The organism is Micromonospora sp. A200 (assembly GCF_029893845.1).
GTDB lineage: Bacteria > Actinomycetota > Actinomycetes > Mycobacteriales > Micromonosporaceae > Micromonospora > Micromonospora purpureochromogenes.
Map to the genome: position 1 here is coordinate 44,622 of NZ_JARXXY010000004.1, position 20,059 is coordinate 64,680.

A 20,059-nucleotide genomic window follows, 5' to 3' on the forward strand; every position below is an offset into this window, starting at 1 on the left:
CGAATCCGGGCCGCGCCGGCCTTCACGTGCTCGGCGCCACGATCGCGCCGTGACCGGTTGACGCCTGGTCGGCGGTCATCAGCACTCACTGAGCACTCGTACCACGCACCCGCCGATCGAATCCGGCCAACCACCATCAACCACCACGAAGCGATGCACTGGGTGGGACGGAATGGAGGAGGGGCGGTGCGCTCACATGCTGGAGATGTCGCCCTGCTTGGCGCGGACGGCCTCGGCGGCCTCCTTCAGGCTGGCCAGCTCGTCGGCGTCCAGGTCGGTCTCGACGACCCGCTTGACGCCCTCGGCGCCGATCTCGGCCTCGACGCCCAGGTAGACGCCGGAGATGCCGTACTCGCCGTCGACCCAGGCGCAGACCGGCATGACCTCGCCGGAGTCCTGCGCGACGGCCTTGGCCATCCGGGCGGCGGCGGCCGACGGGGCGTAGTACGCCGAGCCGGTCTTCAGCAGCGCCACGACCTCGGCGCCACCGTTGCGGGTCTTGACGACCAACTCCTCGATCTGCTCGGCCGGCATCGCGTCGCGCAGCGGCTTGCCGTTCACCGTGCTCTTCGACGGCACCGGGACCATGGTGTCGCCGTGCGAGCCGAGGGTCAGGGTCTTGACCGACTTCACCGGCACCTGGAGGGCCTCGGCGACGAAGTTGGTGAACCGGGCGGTGTCGAGCATGCCGGCCTGGCCGAGCACCCGGTTCTTCGGGAACTGGGTGGCGAGCTGGGCCAGCGCGGTCATCTCGTCCAGCGGGTTGGAGACCACGATGACGACCGCGTTCGGGGCGTACTTGGCGACGTTCTCGGATACCTGACGGACGATCTTGGCGTTCGTCTCCAGCAGGTCCATCCGGCTCATGCCCGGCTTGCGCGGGAGGCCGGCGGTGATGACGACGACGTCCGAGCCCTCGATGGCCTCGTAGCCCTCGCCGTTCGGGCCGGTGGTGACGCCGACTACCTTGGTCTCGAAGCCCTCGACCGCGCGCGACTGGTTGAGGTCCAGCGCGAGACCCGCCGGCTTGCCCTCCACGATGTCGGTGATCACGACGGTGTCGAAGACGTCGTACTCGGCCAGGCGCTGTGCGGTGGTGGAGCCGTAGAAGCCGGCCCCGACGACAGTGACCTTCTTACCCATGGTCGTCCCACTCCCTGCTACCAGTCGGTTTTCCGGACCGTATCAGCCATCGTGGCACCGATCAGGGCAGGGGCGGACACTTATGACACCGATGGGCGCCGTCAGCCCCGCTCAGCCCGTTCCACCACGTTGGTGAGCAGCATGGCGCGGGTCATCGGCCCGACACCGCCGGGCATCGGGACCACCTTGCCGGCCGCCTCGGCCACCTCCGGGTCCACGTCGCCGGTGTAGCGGCCCTTGCCGTCAGCTCCGATCACCCGGGTGATGCCGACGTCGACCACGGTCGCGCCCGGGGTGATCATGTCGGCGGTGAGCAGCCCGGGTACGCCCGCGGCGACGATCACGATCTCGGCGGCGCGGGTGTGCGCGGCGAGGTCGAGGGTGCCGGTGTGGCACAGGGTCACGGTGGCGTTCTCGCTGCGCCGGGTGAGCAGCAGGCCCAGCGGGCGGCCGACGGTGTTGCCCCGGCCGACCACGGCGACCGTCGCGCCGCGCAGCGGCACGTCGTGCCGGCGGAGCAGCTCGACGATCCCGCGCGGGGTGCAGGGCAGCGGAGCGTCGTAGCCGAGCACCAGCCGGCCGAGGTTGACCGGGTGCAGGCCGTCGGCGTCCTTGTCCGGGTCGATCATCTCCAGCACGCGCTGGGTGTCCAGGTGGGCCGGGAGCGGCAGCTGGACGATGTAGCCGTGGCAGGCCGGGTCGGCGTTCAGCTCGGCGAGGACCGCGTCGACCTGCTGCTGGGTGGCGTCGGCGGGCAGCTCGCGGCGGATGGAGGCGATCCCGACCTCGGCGCAGTCCCGGTGCTTGCCGTTGACGTACGCCTGGGAGCCCGGGTCGGCCCCGACCAGGACGGTGCCGAGGCCCGGGGTGATGCCCCGCTCCGCGAGTGCCTTGACCCGCGTCCGCAACTCGTCCTTGATCTCCGCCGCGGTCGCCTTGCCGTCCAGGATCGTCGCCGTCACGTCCAGATCGTCTCACGGCGACAGCCGCACGTTGGAACGACGACCAACCGTGACTTTCCGTTAGGTGGGCCTAATCACCCAGAGTGACCATATGTGGAGTCGAACACAGTTCGGGACGGACAGCCGAGCGTAAAGCCGCGCAGAGCGGACGGCGGGCCGGCAACCACGCAGGGCGATCCGGGGCGCGCCTCCGGGCGCGGGACGCCGGCCTCGAAGCCGACATTGAGCAGCGGCTTCACCGCACCGCTCATAACAGAGTGGCGGAGGGACGACAAGACGGGGGCGGGCTTTCCGTTACTGGTTCGCAACGCCCTCGTTGCCGAACAGCGTGCCGCGACCTACCGTTGCCCAACGTTGCGCAGCGTTACCCAACGCCGGGCCAGACTGCGCAGCGTGAGGAGATGAGGAGTCTCAATGCGAGTTCGTAGGCTTGCCGCCTGGACCGCTCTCCCGCTCGCGGTGACGCTTGGCCTGGTGGCCTGCGGCTCGGGCGGCGACGGCGGATCAGGGCAGAGCGACCCCAACGCGGCCGTGCGGATCGAGATCGCCGAGCCGCAGCACCTGGTGCCCACCAACACCAATGAGACCAGTGGTTCGCAGGTGCTCGCCGCCCTGTTCAGCCCGCTGGTCGACTACGACGAGGCCAACAAGCCGTACGAGGTGGCGGCCGAGTCGGTGACGTCGTCGGACAACAAGGTCTGGACGATCAAGCTGAAGGACGGCTACACCTTCCACAACGGCGAGAAGGTCACGGCCGAGAACTACATCGACGCCTGGAACTACGGCGCGTACGCCCCCAACGGCCAGAACTCGAGCTACTTCTTCGAGAAGGTCGCCGGCTACGAGGACCTGCAGGGCGAGAAGCCGGCCGCGAAGACGCTGTCCGGGCTGAAGAAGGTCGACGACCTCACCTTCACCGTGACGCTGGCCGAGCCGTACAGCGAGTTCAAGACGATGCTCGGCTACACGGCCTTCTACCCGCTGCCGAAGGCGGCCTTCTCCGCCCCGGGCGTGCTGGCCGAGGGCTACGAGCAGGCGCCGGTCGGTCAGGGCCCGTTCAAGATCAAGGGCACCTGGCAGCACGACGCCAAGGTCGAGGTCGAGAAGTACGACGCCTTCCCCGGCCAGCAGCCGAAGGTGGCCGGCGTCGAGTTCCGGATCTACCAGCAGCCGACCGCGGCCTACGCGGACGTGCTGTCGGACAACCTGGACGTCATCAAGACCCTCCCGACCGAGAGCCTGTCGACGGCCGCCACCGACCTCGGTGACCGGTTCCAGCAGAGCCCGGCCTCGTCGCTGCAGGTGCTGGCGTTCCCGACGTTCCAGAAGGAATTCAGCAAGCCGGAGGTCCGCAAGGCGATCTCCATGGCGATCGACCGGGACGAGATCACCAAGTCGATCTTCAAGGACTCGCAGCAGCCGGCCCGTTCCTTCGTCTCGCCGGTCGTGGCCGGCTACCGGGAGAACACCATCGGCGCGGCGGGCGAGTTCGACCCGGCCAAGGCCAAGGCGATGTACCAGGCCGCGGGTGGCCCGTCCAAGATCGAGCTGTCGTACAACGGTGACGGCGGCCACAAGGACTGGATCGACGCGACCTGCAACCAGCTCAAGGCCAACCTGGGCGTGGAGTGCGTCGGCACCGCCGAGCCCAAGTTCGCGGACCTGCTGACCAAGCTCAAGGCGAAGCAGCCGGTCGGCCTGTTCCGGATGGGCTGGGTCATGGACTACCCGTCCATGGAGAACTACCTGGGCCCGCTGTACAGCACCAACGGTTCCTCGAACTACTACGGCTACAGCAACCCGGAGTTCGACAGGCTGCTGGCCGAGGGCGCCAAGGCGCCGAACGAGGAAGAGGCGATCAAGAAGTACCAGGCGGCGGAGGACCTCCTGGCCGAGGACCTGCCGGTGATCCCGCTGCGGTACGGCCAGAACAACTTCGGGCACTCGACCAAGGTCAAGAACGTGGAGATGGATCTCTTCGACCGGGTCGACCTGCTGAAGATCGAGGCCGTCAAGTAACAGCGCTGGTCGGGTCGGGTCACCGCGAGGTGGCCCGACCCCCCACGCCCTTCGCCCCTTTTCAGAGAGACTTCACCGTATGTTCCGCTTTATTCTGCGGCGACTGCTCCAGATGGTCCTCGCCTTCTTCGGGACCACGCTGATCGTCTACGCACTGATGTTCGCCGGTCAGGGCGACCCGATCCAGGCGCTCGCCGGCGAGCGCCCGGTCACCGCCGCCCAGCGGGCATACCTGACGGAAAAGTTCCACCTCGACCAGACCGGGGTGGGCGGCTTCTTCTACCGCTACTTCGACTACATCAAGAACCTGCTCCAGGGTGACCTCGGGCAGTCGCTGACCGGCCGCCAGATCGGCGACATCCTCGCCGCCGCCTGGCCGGTGACCGTCAAGCTGGCCCTCATCGCGATGGCCGTGACGATCCTGTTCGGCGTCACCGCGGGCGTGCTCGCCGGCATCCGCCGGGCCAGCATCTTCGACAACTCGACGCTGGTGCTGACCCTGCTGGTGCTCGGCATCCCGACCATCGTGCTGGCCCCGCTGGCGCAGTACCTCCTCGGCGTCAAGTGGCAGCTCTTCCCGCCCACCGCCGGCGCCGAGCCCGACCTGTACGCGCTGCTGCTCCCCGGCATCGTGCTCGGCTCGCTCTCGCTGGCCACCGCGCTGCGGCTGACCCGGACCTCGGTGGCGGAGAACCTGCGCGCCGACTACGTCCGGACGGCCCGCTCGAAGGGCCTGGTCAAGCGGCGGATCGTCAGCGTGCACGTGCTGCGCAACTCGCTCATCCCGGTGGTCACCTTCCTCGGCGTCGAGCTGGGCAACCTGATGAGCGGCGCGATCATCACCGAGGGCGTGTTCAACATCCCCGGCGTCGGCTTCAACCTCTTCCGCGGCATCCGCACCGAGGACGGCCCGCTGGTGGTGGGCATCGTCAGCGTGCTCGTCGTGGTCTACCTCCTGTCCAACCTGGTGGTGGACGTCCTGTACGCCGTACTCGACCCGAGGATCCGCTATGAGTGACTTCGAGACCGTGGCGGCCACGGAGAACCAGGCCGCGCGGCGGGGCGTGTCCGGCGAACCCGGAGCGCCCAACCAGATCGGCGCGCCGCAGAAGGCCCGCAGCCTGGCCGGTGACGCCTGGCGCGACCTGCGCCGCAACCCGATCTTCTGGATCAGCCTCACCCTGGTCGTGGTGGTCGCCGCGATGGCCGCCGTACCCTCGCTCTTCACCGCCAACGACCCGCGCGACTGCCTGCTCTCCCGGCAGCACGACGGGGCGTCCGGCGGGGCCATCTTCGGGTACGACTTCCAGGGCTGCGACACGTACGCCCGGGCGGTCTACGGCGCCCGCGCCTCGCTGCTGGTCGGCGCGCTCTCCGCGCTGATCACCGGCATCATCGCGCTGGTCATCGGCATGCTGGCCGGCTACTTCGGCCGCTGGGTCGACGCGGTGCTCTCCCGCGTGATCGACATCGTGCTCGGCATCCCGCTGCTGCTCGCCGCGATCGTGCTGCTCAAGCGGGTGAGCACCAGCAGCGACAACGTCCGGCTGTTCGCGGTGATCTTCGTGCTGGCGGTGCTCGGCTGGACCACCGCGGCCCGGGTGGTCCGCTCCTCGGTGATCACCGCCAAGGAGCAGGACTACGTGGCGGCGGCCCGGATGCTCGGCGCCGGCAACGGCCGGATCATGTGGCGGCACATCCTGCCGAACGCGCTCGCCCCGGCGATCGTGGTGCTCACCATCGCGCTCGGCTCGTTCATCGCCGCCGAGGCGACGCTGAGCTTCCTCGGCATCGGCCTCAAGGCCCCGACCATCTCGTGGGGCATCGACATCGACGCCGGCCGGGTGCACATGCGCGAGTCGGCTACGCCGCTGGTCGTCCCGTCCGCCTTCCTCGCGCTGACCGTCCTCGCCTTCATCATGCTGGGCGACGCCATCCGCGACGCCTTCGACCCGAAGCTCCGGTGAGAACCTCATGACCCAGTCCGCTGTCCACCCGACGCCGGCCTCCCCCACGCCCGAGGGCGGCCACCTGCTCGACATCCGGGACCTGCACGTCGAGTTCCGGACGAGCGAGGGCGTCGCCAAGGTGATCAACGGCGTCTCCTACCACCTGGACGCCGGCGAGACCCTCGCGGTGCTCGGCGAGTCCGGCTCCGGCAAGTCGGTCACCGCCCAGGCGATCATGGGCATCCTCGACACGCCGCCGGCGGTGATCCGCTCCGGTCAGATCCTCTACCAGGGTCGGGACCTGCTCAAGCAGTCGGAGGAGCAGCGCCGCCAGGTGCGGGGCAAGGAAATCGCAATGATCTTCCAGGACGCCCTCTCCGCGCTGAACCCGGTCTTCGGAGTCGGCTGGCAGATCGGCGAGACGCTGCGCCAGCGCGAGGGGATGTCCAAGGCGGACGCCCGCCGGCGCGCCGTCGAGCTGATGGACCTGGTCCGGATCCCGGCCGCGGCGAAGCGCCTCGGCGACTACCCGCACCAGTTCTCCGGCGGCATGCGGCAGCGCGTCATGATCGCGATGGCGCTGGCGATGAATCCAAAGGTGCTGATCGCCGACGAGCCCACCACGGCGCTGGACGTCACCGTGCAGGCCCAGATCATGGACCTGCTGGCCGACCTGCGCCGGGACCTGAACATGGCGATGATCCTGATCACCCACGACCTCGGCGTGGTCGCCGGCGTCGCCGACCGGATCGCGGTCATGTACGCCGGCCGGATCGTCGAGCACGCCGATGTCCGCTCGCTGTACCGGTCGCCCGCCCACCCGTACACCAAGGGCCTGCTGGAGTCGATCCCGCGCATGGACGTGCGCGGCCAGGAGTTGTCGACGATCAAGGGGCTGCCGCCGAACCTGATGCGGATCCCCTCCGGCTGCCCGTTCCACCCCCGGTGCCCGTACGTGCAGCAGGTCTGCGTGGACGTAGTGCCACACGACCTGGTCCTCGGCGACGGCCGGACCAGCGCGTGCCACTTCGCGCAGGAGGTCCGAGATGACAGCGCCCGCTAGCCCGACCAAGGTCCGCGGCGAGACCATTCTCTCCGTCGACAACCTGGTCAAGCACTTCCCGATCACCCAGGGCGTGCTCTTCCAGAAGCAGACCGGCGCGGTCCGGGCCGTCGACGGGGTGAGCTTCGAGCTGCGCCGGGGCGAGACCCTGGGCATCGTGGGCGAGTCCGGCTGCGGCAAGTCCACGCTGGCCCGACTGCTGATGCGGCTGGAGACGCCCACCTCCGGCGGGGCCACCCTGGAGGGGAAGGACCTGTTCAAGGCCTCCGGGGCCGAGCTGCGCCGGCTGCGGCGCAACATGCAGATGGTGATGCAGGACCCGTACACCTCGCTCAACCCTCGAATGACGGTCGGCGACATCATCGGCGAGCCGTTCGACATCCACCCGGAGGCGGCGCCGAAGGGCAGCAAGCAGCGGCGGGTGCAGGAGCTGCTGGACGTGGTCGGGCTGAACCCGGAGCACGTCAACCGCTACCCGCACCAGTTCTCCGGCGGCCAGCGCCAGCGCATCGGCATCGCCCGGGCGCTCGCCCTGCGGCCCGAGGTGATCGTCTGCGACGAGCCGGTCTCCGCGCTGGACGTCTCGATCCAGGCGCAGGTGATCAACCTGCTGGAGCAGCTCCAGGACGAGTTCGGGCTCTCGTACATCTTCATCGCGCACGACCTGTCGGTGGTCCGGCACATCTCGGACCGGGTCGCGGTGATGTACCTCGGCAAGATCGTGGAGATCGGCACCGAGGACGAGATCTACGAGCGGGCCACCCACCCGTACACCCAGGCGCTGCTCTCGGCGGTGCCGGTGCCGGACCCGGACGTCCGCAACGACCGGACCATCATCCGGCTCACCGGCGATGTGCCGAGCCCGGCCGATCCGCCGTCCGGATGCCGCTTCCGTACCCGGTGCTGGAAGGCCCAGGAGGTCTGCGCCCGCGAGGAACCCCTGTCGGTCGCCCGCGCCGCCGACCCCCACCCCTCCGCCTGCCACTTCGCCGAACTCCGCCCGTCCCTCCCCTGACCCACCCACGGTTCCCGCCGTCGATCATGAAGTTGTTGTCTCGACACGCCGCGGTACCGGGCAACAACTTCATGATCGATAGGTTCAGGGCGGGGGCGGCGGACCGCCCCGCGGGGGACCGCCGGGGGCGCGTGGCCCCCGGCGGGGGCGGCGGTCAGTGGAAGAAGTGCCGCGTGCCGGTGAGGTACATGGTCACGCCGGCCTCCTTGCAGGCGGCGATGACCTCCTCGTCGCGGATGGAGCCGCCGGGCTGCACGATCGCGCGTACCCCCGCCTCGATGAGGATCTTCGGGCCGTCGGCGAACGGGAAGAACGCGTCCGAGGCGCAGACCGCGCCGCGGGCCCGCTCGGCGCCGGCCCGGTCGACCGCCAACCGTGCCGAGTCCACCCGGTTGACCTGCCCCATGCCGACCCCGACGGTGGCGCCGTCCTTCGCCAGCAGGATCGCGTTGCTCTTCACCGCGCGGACCGCCCGCCAGGCAAAGGCCAGGTCCCGCAGGGTGGCCTCGTCAGCCGGGTCGCCGGTGGCCAGCCGCCAGTTCGCCGGATCGTCACCCTCGGCGTCGACCTTGTCCCGCAGCTGCACCAGGACACCGCCGGTGACCTGCCGCCACTCCGCCGGCAGCGGGTCGAAGGCCGGGGCGTGCAGCAGCCGGATGTTCTTCTTGGCCTGCAGGATCTCCGCCGCGCCGTCGTCGTACCCGGGGGCGACCACGACCTCGGTGAAGATCTCGGCCACCTGCCGGGCCATCTCCATGCTGACCGGCCGGTTGACGGCGATCACCCCGCCGTACGCCGACACCGGGTCGCAGGCGTGCGCCCGGCGGTGCGCCTCGGCCACGTCCGCGCCCACCGCGATGCCGCACGGGTTGGCGTGCTTGATGATCGCCACCGCCGGCTGGTCGGTGAAGTCGTTCGCGGCCCGCCAGGCCGCGTCGGCGTCGACGTAGTTGTTGTAGGACATCTCCTTGCCGTGCAGCTGCTCGGCCTGGGCCAGGCCGGCGGGGCTGGACGGGTCGGCGTAGACGGCCGCCGCCTGGTGCGGGTTCTCCCCGTAGCGCAGCACCGCCCGGCGGCGCAGGCTCAGCCCGGCGAACTGCGGCCACCCGTCGGCAGCCGGGGCCAGGGTGGTGGCGAACCACTCGGCCACGGCGACGTCGTAGTCGGCGATGTCGGCGAAGGCGCGGGCGGCGAGCGCCCGACGCTGCGCCAGCGTGAAGCCGCCGTCGACGAGGGCGGCCACCAGGGCCGGGTACGCCGCCGGGTCGGTCACCACCGCGACCGACGCGTGGTTCTTGGCGGCGGCCCGGACCATCGCCGGCCCACCGATGTCGATCTGCTCCACGCACTCGTCCTGGCTCGCGCCGGAGGCGACCGTGGCCTGGAACGGGTAGAGGTTGGAGACCAGCAGGTCGATCCCGGCGATGCCGTGCTCGTCGAGCTGGGCGGCGTGGGTGTCCTTGCGGAGGTCGGCCAGGAGGCCCCCGTGGATCTTCGGGTGCAGGGTCTTCACCCGGCCGTCGAGGATCTCCGGGAAGCCGGTCACCTGCTCGACCGGGGTCACCGGCACTCCCGCGCCCGAGATGGTGGACGCGGTGCTGCCGGTCGAGACGATCTCCACCCCGGCGTCGTGCAGGGCCCGGGCCAGCTCGACCAGGCCGCTCTTGTCGTAGACGCTGACCAGTGCCCGCCTGATCGGGCGACGCTCGTCCTGAGTGGAACTCACGGGACCGTGACCTTTCTTCCGGTGATCGTCCAACCTTCGCGGACCAGCCGACCGACCTGCTCGACGAGCTGGCGCCGCTCGGCCTCCTTGATGCGCTCGGTGAGCGTCTCCACGTCGTCGTCGTCGCGTACCGGCACGGCGACCTGCGCGACGATCGGGCCGGTGTCCATCCCGGCGTCGACGAAGAAGAGCGTGGCCCCGGTGACCTTGACGCCGTAGGCGAGCGCGTCCCGGGGGCCGTGGATGCCGGGGAACGCCGGCAGCAGGGTGTTGTGCGTGTTCAGGTAGCGGTCACCGAAGGCGGCCAGGAAGTGCGGCCCGACCAGCTTCAGGAAGCCGGCCGAGATCACCAGGTCGGGTCGGTGCTCGGCGACGTGCGCGGTGAGCGCGAGGTCCCAGTCCTCCCGGGACGGGTGGTCCTTGACCCGGTCGACGAAGGTCGGCACCCCGGCGGCGGCGGCCCGGTCCAGGCCGGCGATCCCGTCGCGGTCCGCGCCGACGGCCACCACCCGGGCCCCGTACGCGGGGTCGGTGGTGGCGTCGAGCAGCGCCTGGAGGTTGCTGCCGGAGCCGGAGACGAGGACGACGAGGCGGGCGACGGGCGCGGGCTCGGTCACGCGGCCACCCTATCGGGCAGGTCAGGACTCCCAACGATCGGGCAGCGGCGATTCGGGTGATCACGCGAGTGGCACGTACGCGATACGCTGCCCGTCGCTCGGTGGCTGCCGTCCGGCCCGCCGCCGCACCCTTCACACAAGATCAGGCACGGACAGTGCCGACGGAGCGAGGAGCACCATGCAGCCCGGTTACCCCAACCCTGCGCAGCAGCCGCCGATCAACAACAACATGACGATGTCCATCGTGGCCATCTTCTTCTTCTGGCCGCTGGCCATCCCGGCCATCATCAACGCCTCCAAGGTCAACCCGCTGCTCCAGCAGGGTGACTACGCGGGCGCCCAGGCGGCGGCGAACGAGTCGAAGAAGTGGTCGAAGTGGGCCATCATCATCGGCGTCGTCTGGCTCGTGATCGTCCTGCTGTGCTGCCTCGCCGGTGGTCTGGCCGGGATCATGGGCTCCGACACCAGCGCCAGCAGCTACTGACGATCACCGACTGAGGAGCATCCGCCATGCAGCCCGGACCCCCCGGTCAGGACCCGTACGGCCAGCAGCCCCCGCACGACCCGTACGGCCAGCCCACCTCCGGGCAGCCCTACGGGCAGCCGTACGGGCAGCCGCAGGACCCGTACGCACAGCCCCCGCAGGCGCCGTACGGGCAGCAGCCGCACGATCCGTACGCCCCGCCGCCGCAGGCCCCGTACGGCCAGCCCACCTCGGGCCAGCCGTACGGGCAGCCGGTCTCCGGTGACCCCTACGGCCAGCCCACCTCGGGCCAGCCCTACGGGGCGCCGGGCCAGCCGTACGGGCAGCAGCCCTACCAGGATCCGTACGGCCAGCAGCCCTACGGCATGCCGGCGTACCCGAACGCGGGCTACCCGCAGGCCCAGGGCCAGCAGAACACGCTGGGCCTGGTGTCGATGATCCTGGGCATCGTCTCCATCCCGATGGTCTGCTGCTACCTCGGCATCCCGCTGGGCATCGCCGCGGTGGTCACCGGATGGCTGGGCCGGCAGAAGGCGGCCCAGGGGCTGGCCAACAACGGCGGTCAGGCCCTCGCGGGTCTGATCTGCGGCGGAATCGGTCTGGCGCTCGGGCTGCTGCAGATCGTGGCGCTCGCCGCCAACATCTCCTTGCCGAACTCCTGAGCCGACACCTGGAAGGGGCGTCCCGGATCTCCGGGGCGCCCCTTCCGTCGTCCCGGCCCCGCGCGCGCCGGTCGCTGTGGGGACACGTCGCACCCAGCCGGGTGCGCGGCCCAAGCGCGGGTGCGCAGCCCAAGCGCGGGTGAGCGGCCGACGCGCGGGTGAGCGGCCCGGGCGCGGGTCAGCGGGTCAGGCGCGGGGTGCCGGGCGGGTCGGGCGTGGCGGCGCGGCCAGCAGCCGGGTGAGCGGGCCGGGTCGGCGGGTCAGGCGCGGGGTGCCGGGCGGGCGAGCACCCGGGCGGCGGCGGCCCCGAGCAGCGCGCCGGCCGTGACCACCGCGGTGGAGACGGCGGCCACCTGCCAGGGGACCGGGCCGATCTCGGCCAGCCGGCCGCCGCCGAGCGGGCCGCCGGAGGCCGCGGCGGCGAGACCGGCGAGCAGGCCGACCACCGGGCCGGCGAGCGCCGCCGGACCGAGCAGGGCACCCCACTCCGGCGCCGCGCGCTCGTCCGCGTCGCGGAGCAGCCGCCGGGCGAGCAGCCAGCCCGCGGCCATCCCGGCCAGCACCGGCACCGCGAGCAGCGCCGCCCCGAACCCGTCGACCGGGCCGCTGGGCAGCCCGGCGAGCAGGGGTACGGCCGGCAGCGCGCCCACCGAGACCTCGCTGGTGCGTACCGCCGTGCCGGCGCCGACGGCGAAGCCGGGCCCGAGCAGGTACGCGGTCGACCAGATCGTGGCGTTCGGCGCGTAGGCGAGGCTGACCAGGGTGATGCCGGCCTGCCCGGCCACCCCGGTCCGGTACGCGCCGATCATGTCGGCGGCGTCACCCCCGCCGGTCGCCACCGCCAACCCGGCCGCGCCGGCCCCCGCGCCGAGCAGCAGCAGCCCGGCGACCAACCCGGTGCGCACCCCGTCGCGCAGCGCCGCCGGCGCGCGCTCGGCGAGCAGGCCGGCCACGCCGGTGGTGCGCAGCGCCCCGACCAGCGCGGCGAGCGCGCCGAAGACCGCGTACGTGACGCCGGCGCGGACCGGGGAGACCCGCAGGTCGTCGGTGCTCACCAGCACTGCGGCGAGGGCGCCGAGCAGCCCGTACCCGAGGCCGACCGCGACCGCGGCGGTGAGTGCCTGGCGGGGCGAACGCCCGCCCCGCGCGCCCATGGCCCGGCTGGTGTGCACGCCGGCCCGGGTCAGCCGCCAGAACGCGAGCCCGGAGAGCAGCAGCGGGACCAGGCCGAGCGGGCCGGCGGTGGTCTGCAGCGGCACCCCGTGGCCGAGCAGCCAGCCGGACAGCCCGACGCGCAGCGCACCGGCGACGGAGCCGGCGTCCTCGCTGAACTGGGCCAGCGCCAGCACCAGGGCGACCGGCAGGTACGACGTGAGCGCCGCCCAGCCCGCGGCGACCCCAGCGGCGACGACGAGCGGCGCCCGCCCCCGGCCCGACTCCGGCCGGCGGGGCGCGGGCACCCGGCCACCCGACGCGGGCCGGCCCCCGGGCCGGTCGTGCTCCCGGCGGCCGTCCTCTCGGCGGGCGTCCTCCCGGGCGCCGTGCTCCCGGCGGCCGTGCTCCCGGCGGGCGTCCTCCCGGCGGCCGTCGTCGGTCCGGCGGGCGTCGTCGGTCCGGCGGGCGTCGTCGGTCCGGCCGGCGGCGGCCGGGCGGGCATCGTCCCGGCGGGCGTCGGCGCGGACGCCGGCGGCGGGACGGCGAGGCTGATCAGGGGTGACCGAGGACATCGGGTCTACTCTGGCACGCCGCGCGGGCGGCGGCTGCCCGGCGGCCCCACCTGGCCCCGGCGAGTTCCGTGATCCACCGGTTTCCGGACCGGAATCCGGTCTAGCCTCGGCGCAGGACGCGACTGCAGTCGCGGCAGGAAGCGCTGGGAGGAAGCCGTGAACGCTCCGTACCCGCCGCCCCCACCGCCGCCGGCGGCCGGCAAGGACCGCACCACGCTGTGGGGCGTGCTCGGCATCGTCCTGGGCCTGATCTGCTGCGGCATCCTCGGCATCGTCTTCGGTTACCTGTCGATCCGCGACGCGAAGCGCTACGGCCAGTCCCCGGTGCTCGGCTACCTGGCGATCGCCTTCGGCGTGCTCAACATCATCGGTACCGCGATCTGGCGGGCCAGCGGGACGTACCCGCTCTGGGACGACTGAGGGGGCCGACCGTCGCCGGCCGACCCCCTCGGTGTCTCACCCGTCCGCCCAGCGGCGGACGGTGCTGCCACCGGCCGCTCAGCGGCCCACGGTGCTGCTACCGGCCGCTCAGCGGCCGGCCATGATCTCCCGCATCAGCTTGGCGGTCTCGGTCGGCGTCTTGCCGACCTTGACGCCGACGGCCTCCAGGGCCGCCTGCTTCGCCTCGGCGGTGCCCGCCGAGCCGGAGATGATCGCGCCGGCGTGCCCCATGGTCTTGCCGGGGGGCGCGGTGAAGCCGGCGATGTAGCCGACCACCGGCTTGGTGACGTTGGCCTTGATGAACTCGGCGGCCCGCTCCTCGGCGTCGCCGCCGATCTCACCGATCATCACGATGGCGTCGGTCTCCGGGTCGGCCTCGAACGCGGCGAGGGCGTCGATGTGGGTGGTCCCGATGATCGGGTCACCGCCGATGCCGACGCAGGTCGAGAAGCCGATGTCGCGCAGCTCGTACATCATCTGGTAGGTCAGCGTGCCGCTCTTGCTGACCAGGCCGATCCGGCCGGAGCCGGTGATGTCGGCCGGGATGATGCCGGCGTTGGAGGCGCCCGGCGAGGCGATGCCCGGGCAGTTCGGCCCGATGATCCGGGTCCGCTCGCCCTTGCTGACGTTGTACGCCCAGAAGGCGGCGGTGTCGTGCACCGGGACGCCCTCGGTGATCACCACGGCCAGCGGGATCTCGGCGTCGATCGCCTCGACCACGGCGCCCTTGGTGAACTGCGGCGGCACGAAGATGACCGTGACGTCGGCCCCGGTCTCCTTCATCGCGTCCGCGACGGAGGCGAAGACCGGCAGCTCGGTGCCGTCGAAGTCGACCGTCTGGCCCGCCTTGCGCGGGTTGACGCCGCCGACCACGTTGGTGCCCGCGGCGAGCATCCGCCGGGTGTGCTTGGAACCCTCGGAACCGGTCATCCCCTGGACGATGACCTTCGAGTCCTTGGTCAGCCAGATAGCCATGATCAGACCCCCGCAGCTGCCAGCTCGGCGGCCCGCTCGGCCGCGCCGTCCATGGTGTCGACCCGCTGGATCAGCGGGTTGTTCGCGCCGTCGAGAATCGCCCGACCGGCCTCGGCGTTGTTGCCGTCGAGGCGGACGACGAGCGGCTTGGTGGCCTTCTCGCCCCGCTGCTCCAGCAGGGCCAGCGCCTGCACGATGCCGTTGGCGACCGCGTCGCAGGCGGTGATGCCGCCGAAGACGTTGACGAAGACGCTCTTCACCGACGGGTCGGAGAGCACGATCTCCAGGCCGTTCGCCATCACCTCGGCGCTCGCGCCACCGCCGATGTCGAGGAAGTTCGCCGGCTTGACGTTGCCGTGCCGCTCGCCCGCGTAGGCGACCACGTCGAGCGTGGACATGACCAGGCCCGCGCCGTTGCCGATGATGCCGACCTCGCCGTCGAGCTTGACGTAGTTGAGGTCCTTCTCCTTGGCGGCCTGCTCCAGCGGGTCCACCGCGGCCTGGTCGACCAGGGCCTCGTGGTCCGGGTGCCGGAACCCGGCGTTCTCGTCGAGGGTGATCTTGGCGTCGAGCAGCAGCAGCTTGCCCTCGCCCGTCTTGGCCAGCGGGTTCACCTCGACCAGCGTGGCGTCCTCGGCGACGAAGGCCTTCCACAGGCCCACCGCGACCTCGACGACCTGGTCGGCGACCTCGGCCGGGAAGCCGGCGGCGTCGACGATCTCGCGGGCCTTCGCCTCGTCCACGCCCTTGACGGCGTCGATCGGGGCCTTGACCACCTTGTCGGGGGTCTCCGCGGCGACCTGCTCGATGTCCATGCCGCCGGCGACGCTGGCGATGCAGAGGAAGGTGCGGTTCGCCCGGTCGAGCAGGTACGAGAAGTAGTACTCCTCGGCCACGTCCGCGGTCACGGTGATCATGACCTTGTGGACGGTGTGACCCTTGATGTCCATGCCGAGGATGTCGGTGGCGCGGGCCACCGTCTCCTCGGCGCCCTCGGCCAGCTTGACGCCGCCGGCCTTGCCTCGGCCGCCGACCTTCACCTGCGCCTTGACGACCACCCGACCGCCGAGGCGTTCGGCGATCGCGCGGGCCTCCTCCGGGGTAGTGGCGACGCCGCCGGCGAGCACGGGCAACCCGTGCCGCTCGAACAGGTCCCGCCCCTGGTACTCGTACAGGTCCACGATTGCGCGTCCCGTCCCGTCTCCGCGGCGCGCCCTCGCGCCGCCACCAGCGTTGTGGAAACTCCGTTGACGCCCGTCATCAGTTGAAACGGGCCATCGGCCGCAGCCTAGCGAGATGAGCACCAGCGGCAACCGAGCGGGTGCGCGGTGTGCGGTAATGCACAGCGCGCCGCCCGCGACTCGCCGGTACGCGGACCCGGCCGGCAACCGCCGCGAAGGATGTCGCCGACGACGCGTAACCCCCTGGTGGGGGCGTCGTTGAGTCTGATGTCGGAGCGCTGATTCAGCGCGAGGACGGGAACGGCCGATGCCCTGTCGGTCGAGGGGTGGCGGCGGGGCATCGTGCATAGAAGGGCCGGGCGTGTGAGGGGTGCGTCCGGCCCTTCCCCCGTGCCCGCATCCGGCCGGCCCTCCCCAGCGTCGCCGGCAGCTCCCGACCCACTCCAGGTAACGACTCCGGCGGCATCCACCGGATGCCGCCACGTGCGCGAGACGGAGTCGACCAGGGTGCCGGGCGCGGCCCGGCGGTTGCGCAGTCGTCAGGCGACGGACTGGGCCACGTTCCCCCGGACCCACTCGACGATCGACTGGGTCGTCGCGCCCGGGGTGAAGATCTTCGCCACGCCCAGCTGCTGGAGCTCGGGGATGTCGGCGTCCGGGATGATGCCGCCGCCGAAGACGACGATGTCCCGGGCGTCCCGCTCGGCGAGCAGCTCCAGCACCCGCCGGAAGAGCGTCATGTGCGCCCCGGAGAGTACGGAGAGGCCGACCGCGTCGGCGTCCTCCTGGATGGCGGTCTCCACGATCTGCTCCGGCGTCTGGTGCAGGCCGGTGTAGATGACCTCCATGCCGGCGTCGCGCAGGGCACGCGCGACCACCTTGGCCCCACGGTCGTGGCCGTCGAGGCCCGGCTTCGCGACGACGACCCGGATACGAGAGCTCATCAGCGCACACCTTTCACGGGCTCCGCGGCTATCACCTGAACGAACGGTAACCCGCCCGGTCGGGGGCGGGAAATCCGGGCCGCACCCCTACCGTCCGGCCGGCCCCCGAGAAAGCCGGACGCCTCCGCCGAACGGTCACTCTGCGCGACGAATGGGCAGTAACGGGGACGGCCATCCGGCGTACCGAGCTATGACAATGATGGACGGAAAGGGACAGAAAGACTCAGCGATTCGGCGGTTCCGCTTGTGACCGGCGCGGCGGAGGGCTAACGTGTCCACGGTTGTCATCAGGTCCACGGACGGGTGACGACGCGACCAACGGACGTTCGACCGAGCTTCACCGAACGGCCGGAGATCGCATCGGATCCCCGACAACGGAGGGTGTGCGTGCGCCAGCGCCTGTCGTCTGAGCCCGATAGATATCGCGGCCGCCGTCGCGTACCCACTCCCCCGCGCAGCCGCTACGCGGCAGTCGTCACCACCGCGTTCGTCGGTGCCGGCATCGTCGCGCTGGGCGCGAACGCGCTCCCCGACGCCAAGAGCGTGAGTCCGTCGGTCCTCGACGAGCTCAAGCAGGCCTCGATCACCAGCCAGGACGCGGCAGCCCGCGCCGACGCCGCCGACCGCGCCTCCCGCGACACCAACCGCGACGCCGAGGTCAACGCCGGCGACCAGGACCCGTGGCTGCTGCCCCTGCAGGGCTACGACTTCAACTCCCCGTACGGGATGCGCTGGGGCAAGCTGCACACCGGCATCGACCTGGTCGCCGCCGAGGGCACCCCCTACGTCGCCATCCACTCCGGCAGCGTCACCAAGGCCGGCTGGTTCGGCGGGTACGGCTACGCCGTGATCGTCCAGCACGCCGACGGCAGCGAGGCCATCTACGGCCACTCCTCCTCCGTGAACGTCAAGGAGGGGCAGCAGGTCAAGGCGGGCGACCAGCTCGGCCTGGTCGGCAACACCGGCCACTCGTACGGCTCCCACCTGCACCTGGAGATCCATGTCAAGGGCGAGCCGCGGGACCCGGTGCCGTGGCTCCAGGAGCGCGGAGTGGACATCAAGCTGCAAGTCGAAGCTTATTACAGCGAGGTAGCGGCTTCCTGACGCTCCGTATCGCCTGATGACCGCCCGGATCACCCGATCCGGGCGGTTTTTCGTGCGCGGAAGTCTGCTGGGTCACAGTCAGGACTGTGAGCGACGCCACCGTCACCCAAGATCAGGGATCGGGGTAGAGGCGGTCATTCCGCCACGATGGCGGACAGTTGCCCCGGCGGTCGCCGGCGACCCTGCGGTACCCGTACCCACCGCGGACCCGGTCGACACCCAGGATGGGTTGGTCCCAGCCCCCTGAGTGTGAAGGTCAGCCGTGCAGGAAGACACCCCCGCCCAGAACGAGAAGACCGTGGCCGCTCCGGGCCGGCACCGGCTGCGGAAGCGGCGCGGTGGGCACGCTCTCGTCGTCGGCGCGGTCGCGCTGGTCGGGCTCGGCCTCGCCGGCGCCTCCACCATCGCGTTCGACCGCGACGACGCCCCCGCCCCCACCGCCGTCTCGCTGGACGCCGCGTCCCGCGCCGAGGACGCCGCCCGCGCCGACCGTTCCGCCCGCGAGTCCGCCTCCCCGGCCACCCCGTCGGCCAGCCCGACCACCGCCGGCCCGACCGTCAGCCCGTCGGCCACGCCGACGAGGAAGGCGACCCCGAAGCCGAAGCCCACGCCGACGAGGACGGCGAAGCCGAAGCCGTCCTGGGTCATCCCGATGAAGGGCGCGGAGATCACGTCCTGCTACGGGCAGCGGTGGGGCACCCTGCACGCCGGCATCGACTTCGCGATGCCCGCCGGCACGCCGGTCCGTGCCGCCTTCGGCGGCACCGTGGAGAAGGCCGGCGACGTCGGCGACGGCTACGGCATCTCGGTCGTGGTCAACCACGGCAACGGCTACCTGACCCACTACGCGCACCTGAGCAGCGCGAAGGTCGGCGTCGGCGAGAAGGTCGGCGCCGGGGAGACCCTCGGCCTGGAAGGCTCCACCGGCGACTCCACCGGCCCGCACCTGCATTTCGAGGTGCACCAGGGTCAGATGTGGAACCAGATCGACCCGGCGCCGTTCCTGCGCGCCCGGGGCATCGACGTGGGCTGCTGAACCGCTGTAGTCGCCAGGTGGTGGGGACGGTCACCGGCAGTCGGCCCCGCCGGGCCTCCGTTCACACTGGTCGCCGGAGAACCGTCAGAGCTCGCAAGCGGCTGCTACCTTCGCGCCATGTCGGAGCAGCAGCCTCGGGTGCCGTCGGCCGTGGAGGCCCCGGGTGACAGTGCCCGTCCGACCGGGTGGCGGCCGCGCGCGGTCAGGCTCACCATGGCCATCCGCCGCGCGCTGCCGCTGGTGGGCGTCCTCACCGCAGGCATGCTGGTGGGGGCCGTGGCCGGCAGCGCACTGCTGAATCCGGACTGGTTCCTGCTGGGCTTCCTCGGCGGCATGTTCGTCTCGCTGGGCGGCATCTATGTGATCGACGGCCGCGACCTGCGGTTCGGCTGGGGATTCACCGCTGTGGGTCTCGCGATCCTGGTCAACGTCGCGTTCCTGCAGGGCGCCTCGAAGGTGGTCCTCGAGCTTCGGGGCGAGCCGATCCGCGCGACGGTGGCCGCGGTGCGCGACGGATTCGAAGGCAAGGGCGAGCCCACCCGCCGGTTCCGGCTGTTGGGGGCCGGTGGTGTCCCGATCCGGGGCGAGCTGACGTTGTCGCGCGACGTCGAGCTGGGGGTGGGCGACGAGGTGCGCGTGCTGCGGGACGCCGCTGGCCTGGCGCACCCCGTCCCGGCCGACGAGCAGGTGGCGGGCAGTACCGGCGCGCTGGTGTTCTTCTGGCTGCTGGTGGCAGTGCCGGCCCTGATCTCGGGGCGGCCGCCGCGGCATCCGTCGGACGCCGCCGCCAATCCCGGCCAGAGCCGGGTTGTCGAGACGGCCCGCCGCCGCAAGCGCGACCGCCCGCGCTCCAAGCGGCGATGACCCCGCAACACGGCCACGTCCGCCGATCGCCTCGCCGCCCGCCAGTGATCGTCACCGCCCCGGGTACGGCAACCCGACCCGGATCAGGATCGCTGCGCGGCCCGTGAGAGAAGTCGGGCGACCCGCCGACGAGAATGGCCGGGCGAG

The 20,059-nt window shown here is 71.6% G+C and carries 19 protein-coding genes; 11 read left to right on the plus strand and 8 right to left on the minus strand.

The genetic code is table 11. The features are described from left to right. Positions 1-192: 192 nt before the first annotated feature. Together mdh and M2302_RS05375 are read right to left on the minus strand one after the other, a co-directional pair. Entirely contained in the window at positions 193-1,143 is a 951-nt protein-coding gene (mdh, locus tag M2302_RS05370; protein ID WP_280836873.1) for a malate dehydrogenase, read from the minus strand. A gap of 101 nt (positions 1,144-1,244) precedes the next feature. Then, on the minus strand, positions 1,245-2,105 hold the full coding sequence (locus M2302_RS05375; RefSeq protein WP_280836874.1) for a bifunctional methylenetetrahydrofolate dehydrogenase/methenyltetrahydrofolate cyclohydrolase: 861 nt from the start codon (positions 2,103-2,105) through the stop codon (positions 1,245-1,247). 414 nt (positions 2,106-2,519) lie between these two features. On the opposite strand from M2302_RS05375, the gene M2302_RS05380 reads away from it, so the two are divergent. From M2302_RS05380 to M2302_RS05400, 5 genes are all read left to right on the plus strand, one after another. Further along, entirely contained in the window at positions 2,520-4,124 is a 1,605-nt protein-coding gene (locus M2302_RS05380) for an ABC transporter substrate-binding protein (RefSeq protein ID WP_280836875.1), read from the plus strand. A gap of 79 nt (positions 4,125-4,203) precedes the next feature. Next, on the plus strand, positions 4,204-5,142 hold the full coding sequence (locus M2302_RS05385; RefSeq protein WP_154941917.1) for an ABC transporter permease: 939 nt from the start codon (positions 4,204-4,206) through the stop codon (positions 5,140-5,142). After that, entirely contained in the window at positions 5,135-6,091 is a 957-nt protein-coding gene (locus M2302_RS05390; protein ID WP_210779652.1) for an ABC transporter permease, read from the plus strand. Before M2302_RS05385 ends, M2302_RS05390 begins: the two co-directional genes overlap by 8 nt. 7 nt (positions 6,092-6,098) lie before the next feature. After that, the gene (locus M2302_RS05395; RefSeq protein WP_210779651.1) at positions 6,099-7,136 is read left to right on the plus strand and encodes an ABC transporter ATP-binding protein; all 1,038 of its coding nucleotides are present in this window, start codon (positions 6,099-6,101) and stop codon (positions 7,134-7,136) included. Then, on the plus strand, positions 7,120-8,151 hold the full coding sequence (locus M2302_RS05400; RefSeq protein WP_280836876.1) for a dipeptide ABC transporter ATP-binding protein: 1,032 nt from the start codon (positions 7,120-7,122) through the stop codon (positions 8,149-8,151). Before M2302_RS05395 ends, M2302_RS05400 begins: the two co-directional genes overlap by 17 nt. A 154-nt stretch (positions 8,152-8,305) precedes the next feature. Here the strand turns inward: M2302_RS05400 and purH are convergent, their stop codons facing one another. Together purH and purN are read right to left on the minus strand one after the other, a co-directional pair. Next, the gene (purH, locus tag M2302_RS05405) at positions 8,306-9,877 is read right to left on the minus strand and encodes a bifunctional phosphoribosylaminoimidazolecarboxamide formyltransferase/IMP cyclohydrolase (RefSeq protein ID WP_280836877.1); all 1,572 of its coding nucleotides are present in this window, start codon (positions 9,875-9,877) and stop codon (positions 8,306-8,308) included. Beyond that, the gene (gene purN / locus M2302_RS05410) at positions 9,874-10,494 is read right to left on the minus strand and encodes a phosphoribosylglycinamide formyltransferase (RefSeq protein ID WP_280836878.1); all 621 of its coding nucleotides are present in this window, start codon (positions 10,492-10,494) and stop codon (positions 9,874-9,876) included. Before purN ends, purH begins: the two co-directional genes overlap by 4 nt. Before the next feature lie 178 nt (positions 10,495-10,672). Between purN and M2302_RS05415 the strand changes: the two genes are divergently transcribed. Further along, positions 10,673-10,978 carry a CD225/dispanin family protein gene (locus tag M2302_RS05415; protein ID WP_280836879.1) on the plus strand — a complete coding sequence of 102 codons (306 nt, stop codon included), beginning with the start codon at positions 10,673-10,675 and terminating at the stop codon, positions 10,976-10,978. A gap of 26 nt (positions 10,979-11,004) precedes the next feature. Continuing rightward, entirely contained in the window at positions 11,005-11,640 is a 636-nt protein-coding gene (locus M2302_RS05420) for a DUF4190 domain-containing protein (protein WP_280836880.1), read from the plus strand. 260 nt (positions 11,641-11,900) lie between these two features. Here M2302_RS05420 and M2302_RS05425 read toward each other — a convergent pair whose 3' ends face one another. After that, positions 11,901-13,367 (minus strand): DUF6350 family protein, encoded by a 1,467-nt coding sequence (locus M2302_RS05425; protein WP_348529404.1) that lies wholly within the window; start codon positions 13,365-13,367, stop codon positions 11,901-11,903. 156 nt (positions 13,368-13,523) lie between these two features. Between M2302_RS05425 and M2302_RS05430 the strand changes: the two genes are divergently transcribed. Then, the gene (locus tag M2302_RS05430; protein ID WP_154941910.1) at positions 13,524-13,787 is read left to right on the plus strand and encodes a DUF4190 domain-containing protein; all 264 of its coding nucleotides are present in this window, start codon (positions 13,524-13,526) and stop codon (positions 13,785-13,787) included. 108 nt (positions 13,788-13,895) lie between these two features. Here M2302_RS05430 and sucD read toward each other — a convergent pair whose 3' ends face one another. From sucD to M2302_RS05445, 3 genes are all read right to left on the minus strand, one after another. Further along, on the minus strand, positions 13,896-14,783 hold the full coding sequence (sucD, locus tag M2302_RS05435; protein WP_280836881.1) for a succinate--CoA ligase subunit alpha: 888 nt from the start codon (positions 14,781-14,783) through the stop codon (positions 13,896-13,898). A 2-nt stretch (positions 14,784-14,785) separates the two neighbouring features. Then, the gene (gene sucC, locus M2302_RS05440) at positions 14,786-15,964 is read right to left on the minus strand and encodes an ADP-forming succinate--CoA ligase subunit beta (protein ID WP_210778428.1); all 1,179 of its coding nucleotides are present in this window, start codon (positions 15,962-15,964) and stop codon (positions 14,786-14,788) included. 539 nt (positions 15,965-16,503) lie between these two features. Further along, the gene (locus M2302_RS05445) at positions 16,504-16,908 is read right to left on the minus strand and encodes a cobalamin B12-binding domain-containing protein (protein WP_154941907.1); all 405 of its coding nucleotides are present in this window, start codon (positions 16,906-16,908) and stop codon (positions 16,504-16,506) included. 387 nt (positions 16,909-17,295) lie between these two features. On the opposite strand from M2302_RS05445, the gene M2302_RS05450 reads away from it, so the two are divergent. From M2302_RS05450 to M2302_RS05460, 3 genes are all read left to right on the plus strand, one after another. After that, positions 17,296-18,012 (plus strand): M23 family metallopeptidase, encoded by a 717-nt coding sequence (locus M2302_RS05450; RefSeq protein WP_280836882.1) that lies wholly within the window; start codon positions 17,296-17,298, stop codon positions 18,010-18,012. Between the two features lie 262 nt (positions 18,013-18,274). Next, positions 18,275-19,048, plus strand: coding sequence for a M23 family metallopeptidase (locus M2302_RS05455; RefSeq protein WP_280836883.1), 774 nt, complete (start codon positions 18,275-18,277; stop codon positions 19,046-19,048). 117 nt (positions 19,049-19,165) lie between these two features. Next, positions 19,166-19,912 (plus strand): hypothetical protein, encoded by a 747-nt coding sequence (locus tag M2302_RS05460; RefSeq protein WP_280836884.1) that lies wholly within the window; start codon positions 19,166-19,168, stop codon positions 19,910-19,912. Positions 19,913-20,059: the final 147 nt, after the last annotated feature.

Bases quoted from the DNA above. Each gene is read 5' to 3' on its own strand.
- mdh (WP_280836873.1), bottom strand. From the start codon at position 1,143: ATGGGTAAGAAGGTCACTGTCGTCGGGGCCGGCTTCTACGGCTCCACC.
- M2302_RS05380 (WP_280836875.1), top strand. From the start codon at position 2,520: ATGCGAGTTCGTAGGCTTGCCGCCTGGACCGCTCTCCCGCTCGCGGTG.
- M2302_RS05385 (WP_154941917.1), top strand. From the start codon at position 4,204: ATGTTCCGCTTTATTCTGCGGCGACTGCTCCAGATGGTCCTCGCCTTC.
- M2302_RS05390 (WP_210779652.1), top strand. From the start codon at position 5,135: ATGAGTGACTTCGAGACCGTGGCGGCCACGGAGAACCAGGCCGCGCGG.
- M2302_RS05395 (WP_210779651.1), top strand. From the start codon at position 6,099: ATGACCCAGTCCGCTGTCCACCCGACGCCGGCCTCCCCCACGCCCGAG.
- M2302_RS05400 (WP_280836876.1), top strand. From the start codon at position 7,120: ATGACAGCGCCCGCTAGCCCGACCAAGGTCCGCGGCGAGACCATTCTC.
- M2302_RS05415 (WP_280836879.1), top strand. From the start codon at position 10,673: ATGCAGCCCGGTTACCCCAACCCTGCGCAGCAGCCGCCGATCAACAAC.
- M2302_RS05420 (WP_280836880.1), top strand. From the start codon at position 11,005: ATGCAGCCCGGACCCCCCGGTCAGGACCCGTACGGCCAGCAGCCCCCG.
- M2302_RS05425 (WP_348529404.1), bottom strand. From the start codon at position 13,367: ATGTCCTCGGTCACCCCTGATCAGCCTCGCCGTCCCGCCGCCGGCGTC.
- sucD (WP_280836881.1), bottom strand. From the start codon at position 14,783: ATGGCTATCTGGCTGACCAAGGACTCGAAGGTCATCGTCCAGGGGATG.
- M2302_RS05445 (WP_154941907.1), bottom strand. From the start codon at position 16,908: ATGAGCTCTCGTATCCGGGTCGTCGTCGCGAAGCCGGGCCTCGACGGC.
- M2302_RS05460 (WP_280836884.1), top strand. From the start codon at position 19,166: ATGTCGGAGCAGCAGCCTCGGGTGCCGTCGGCCGTGGAGGCCCCGGGT.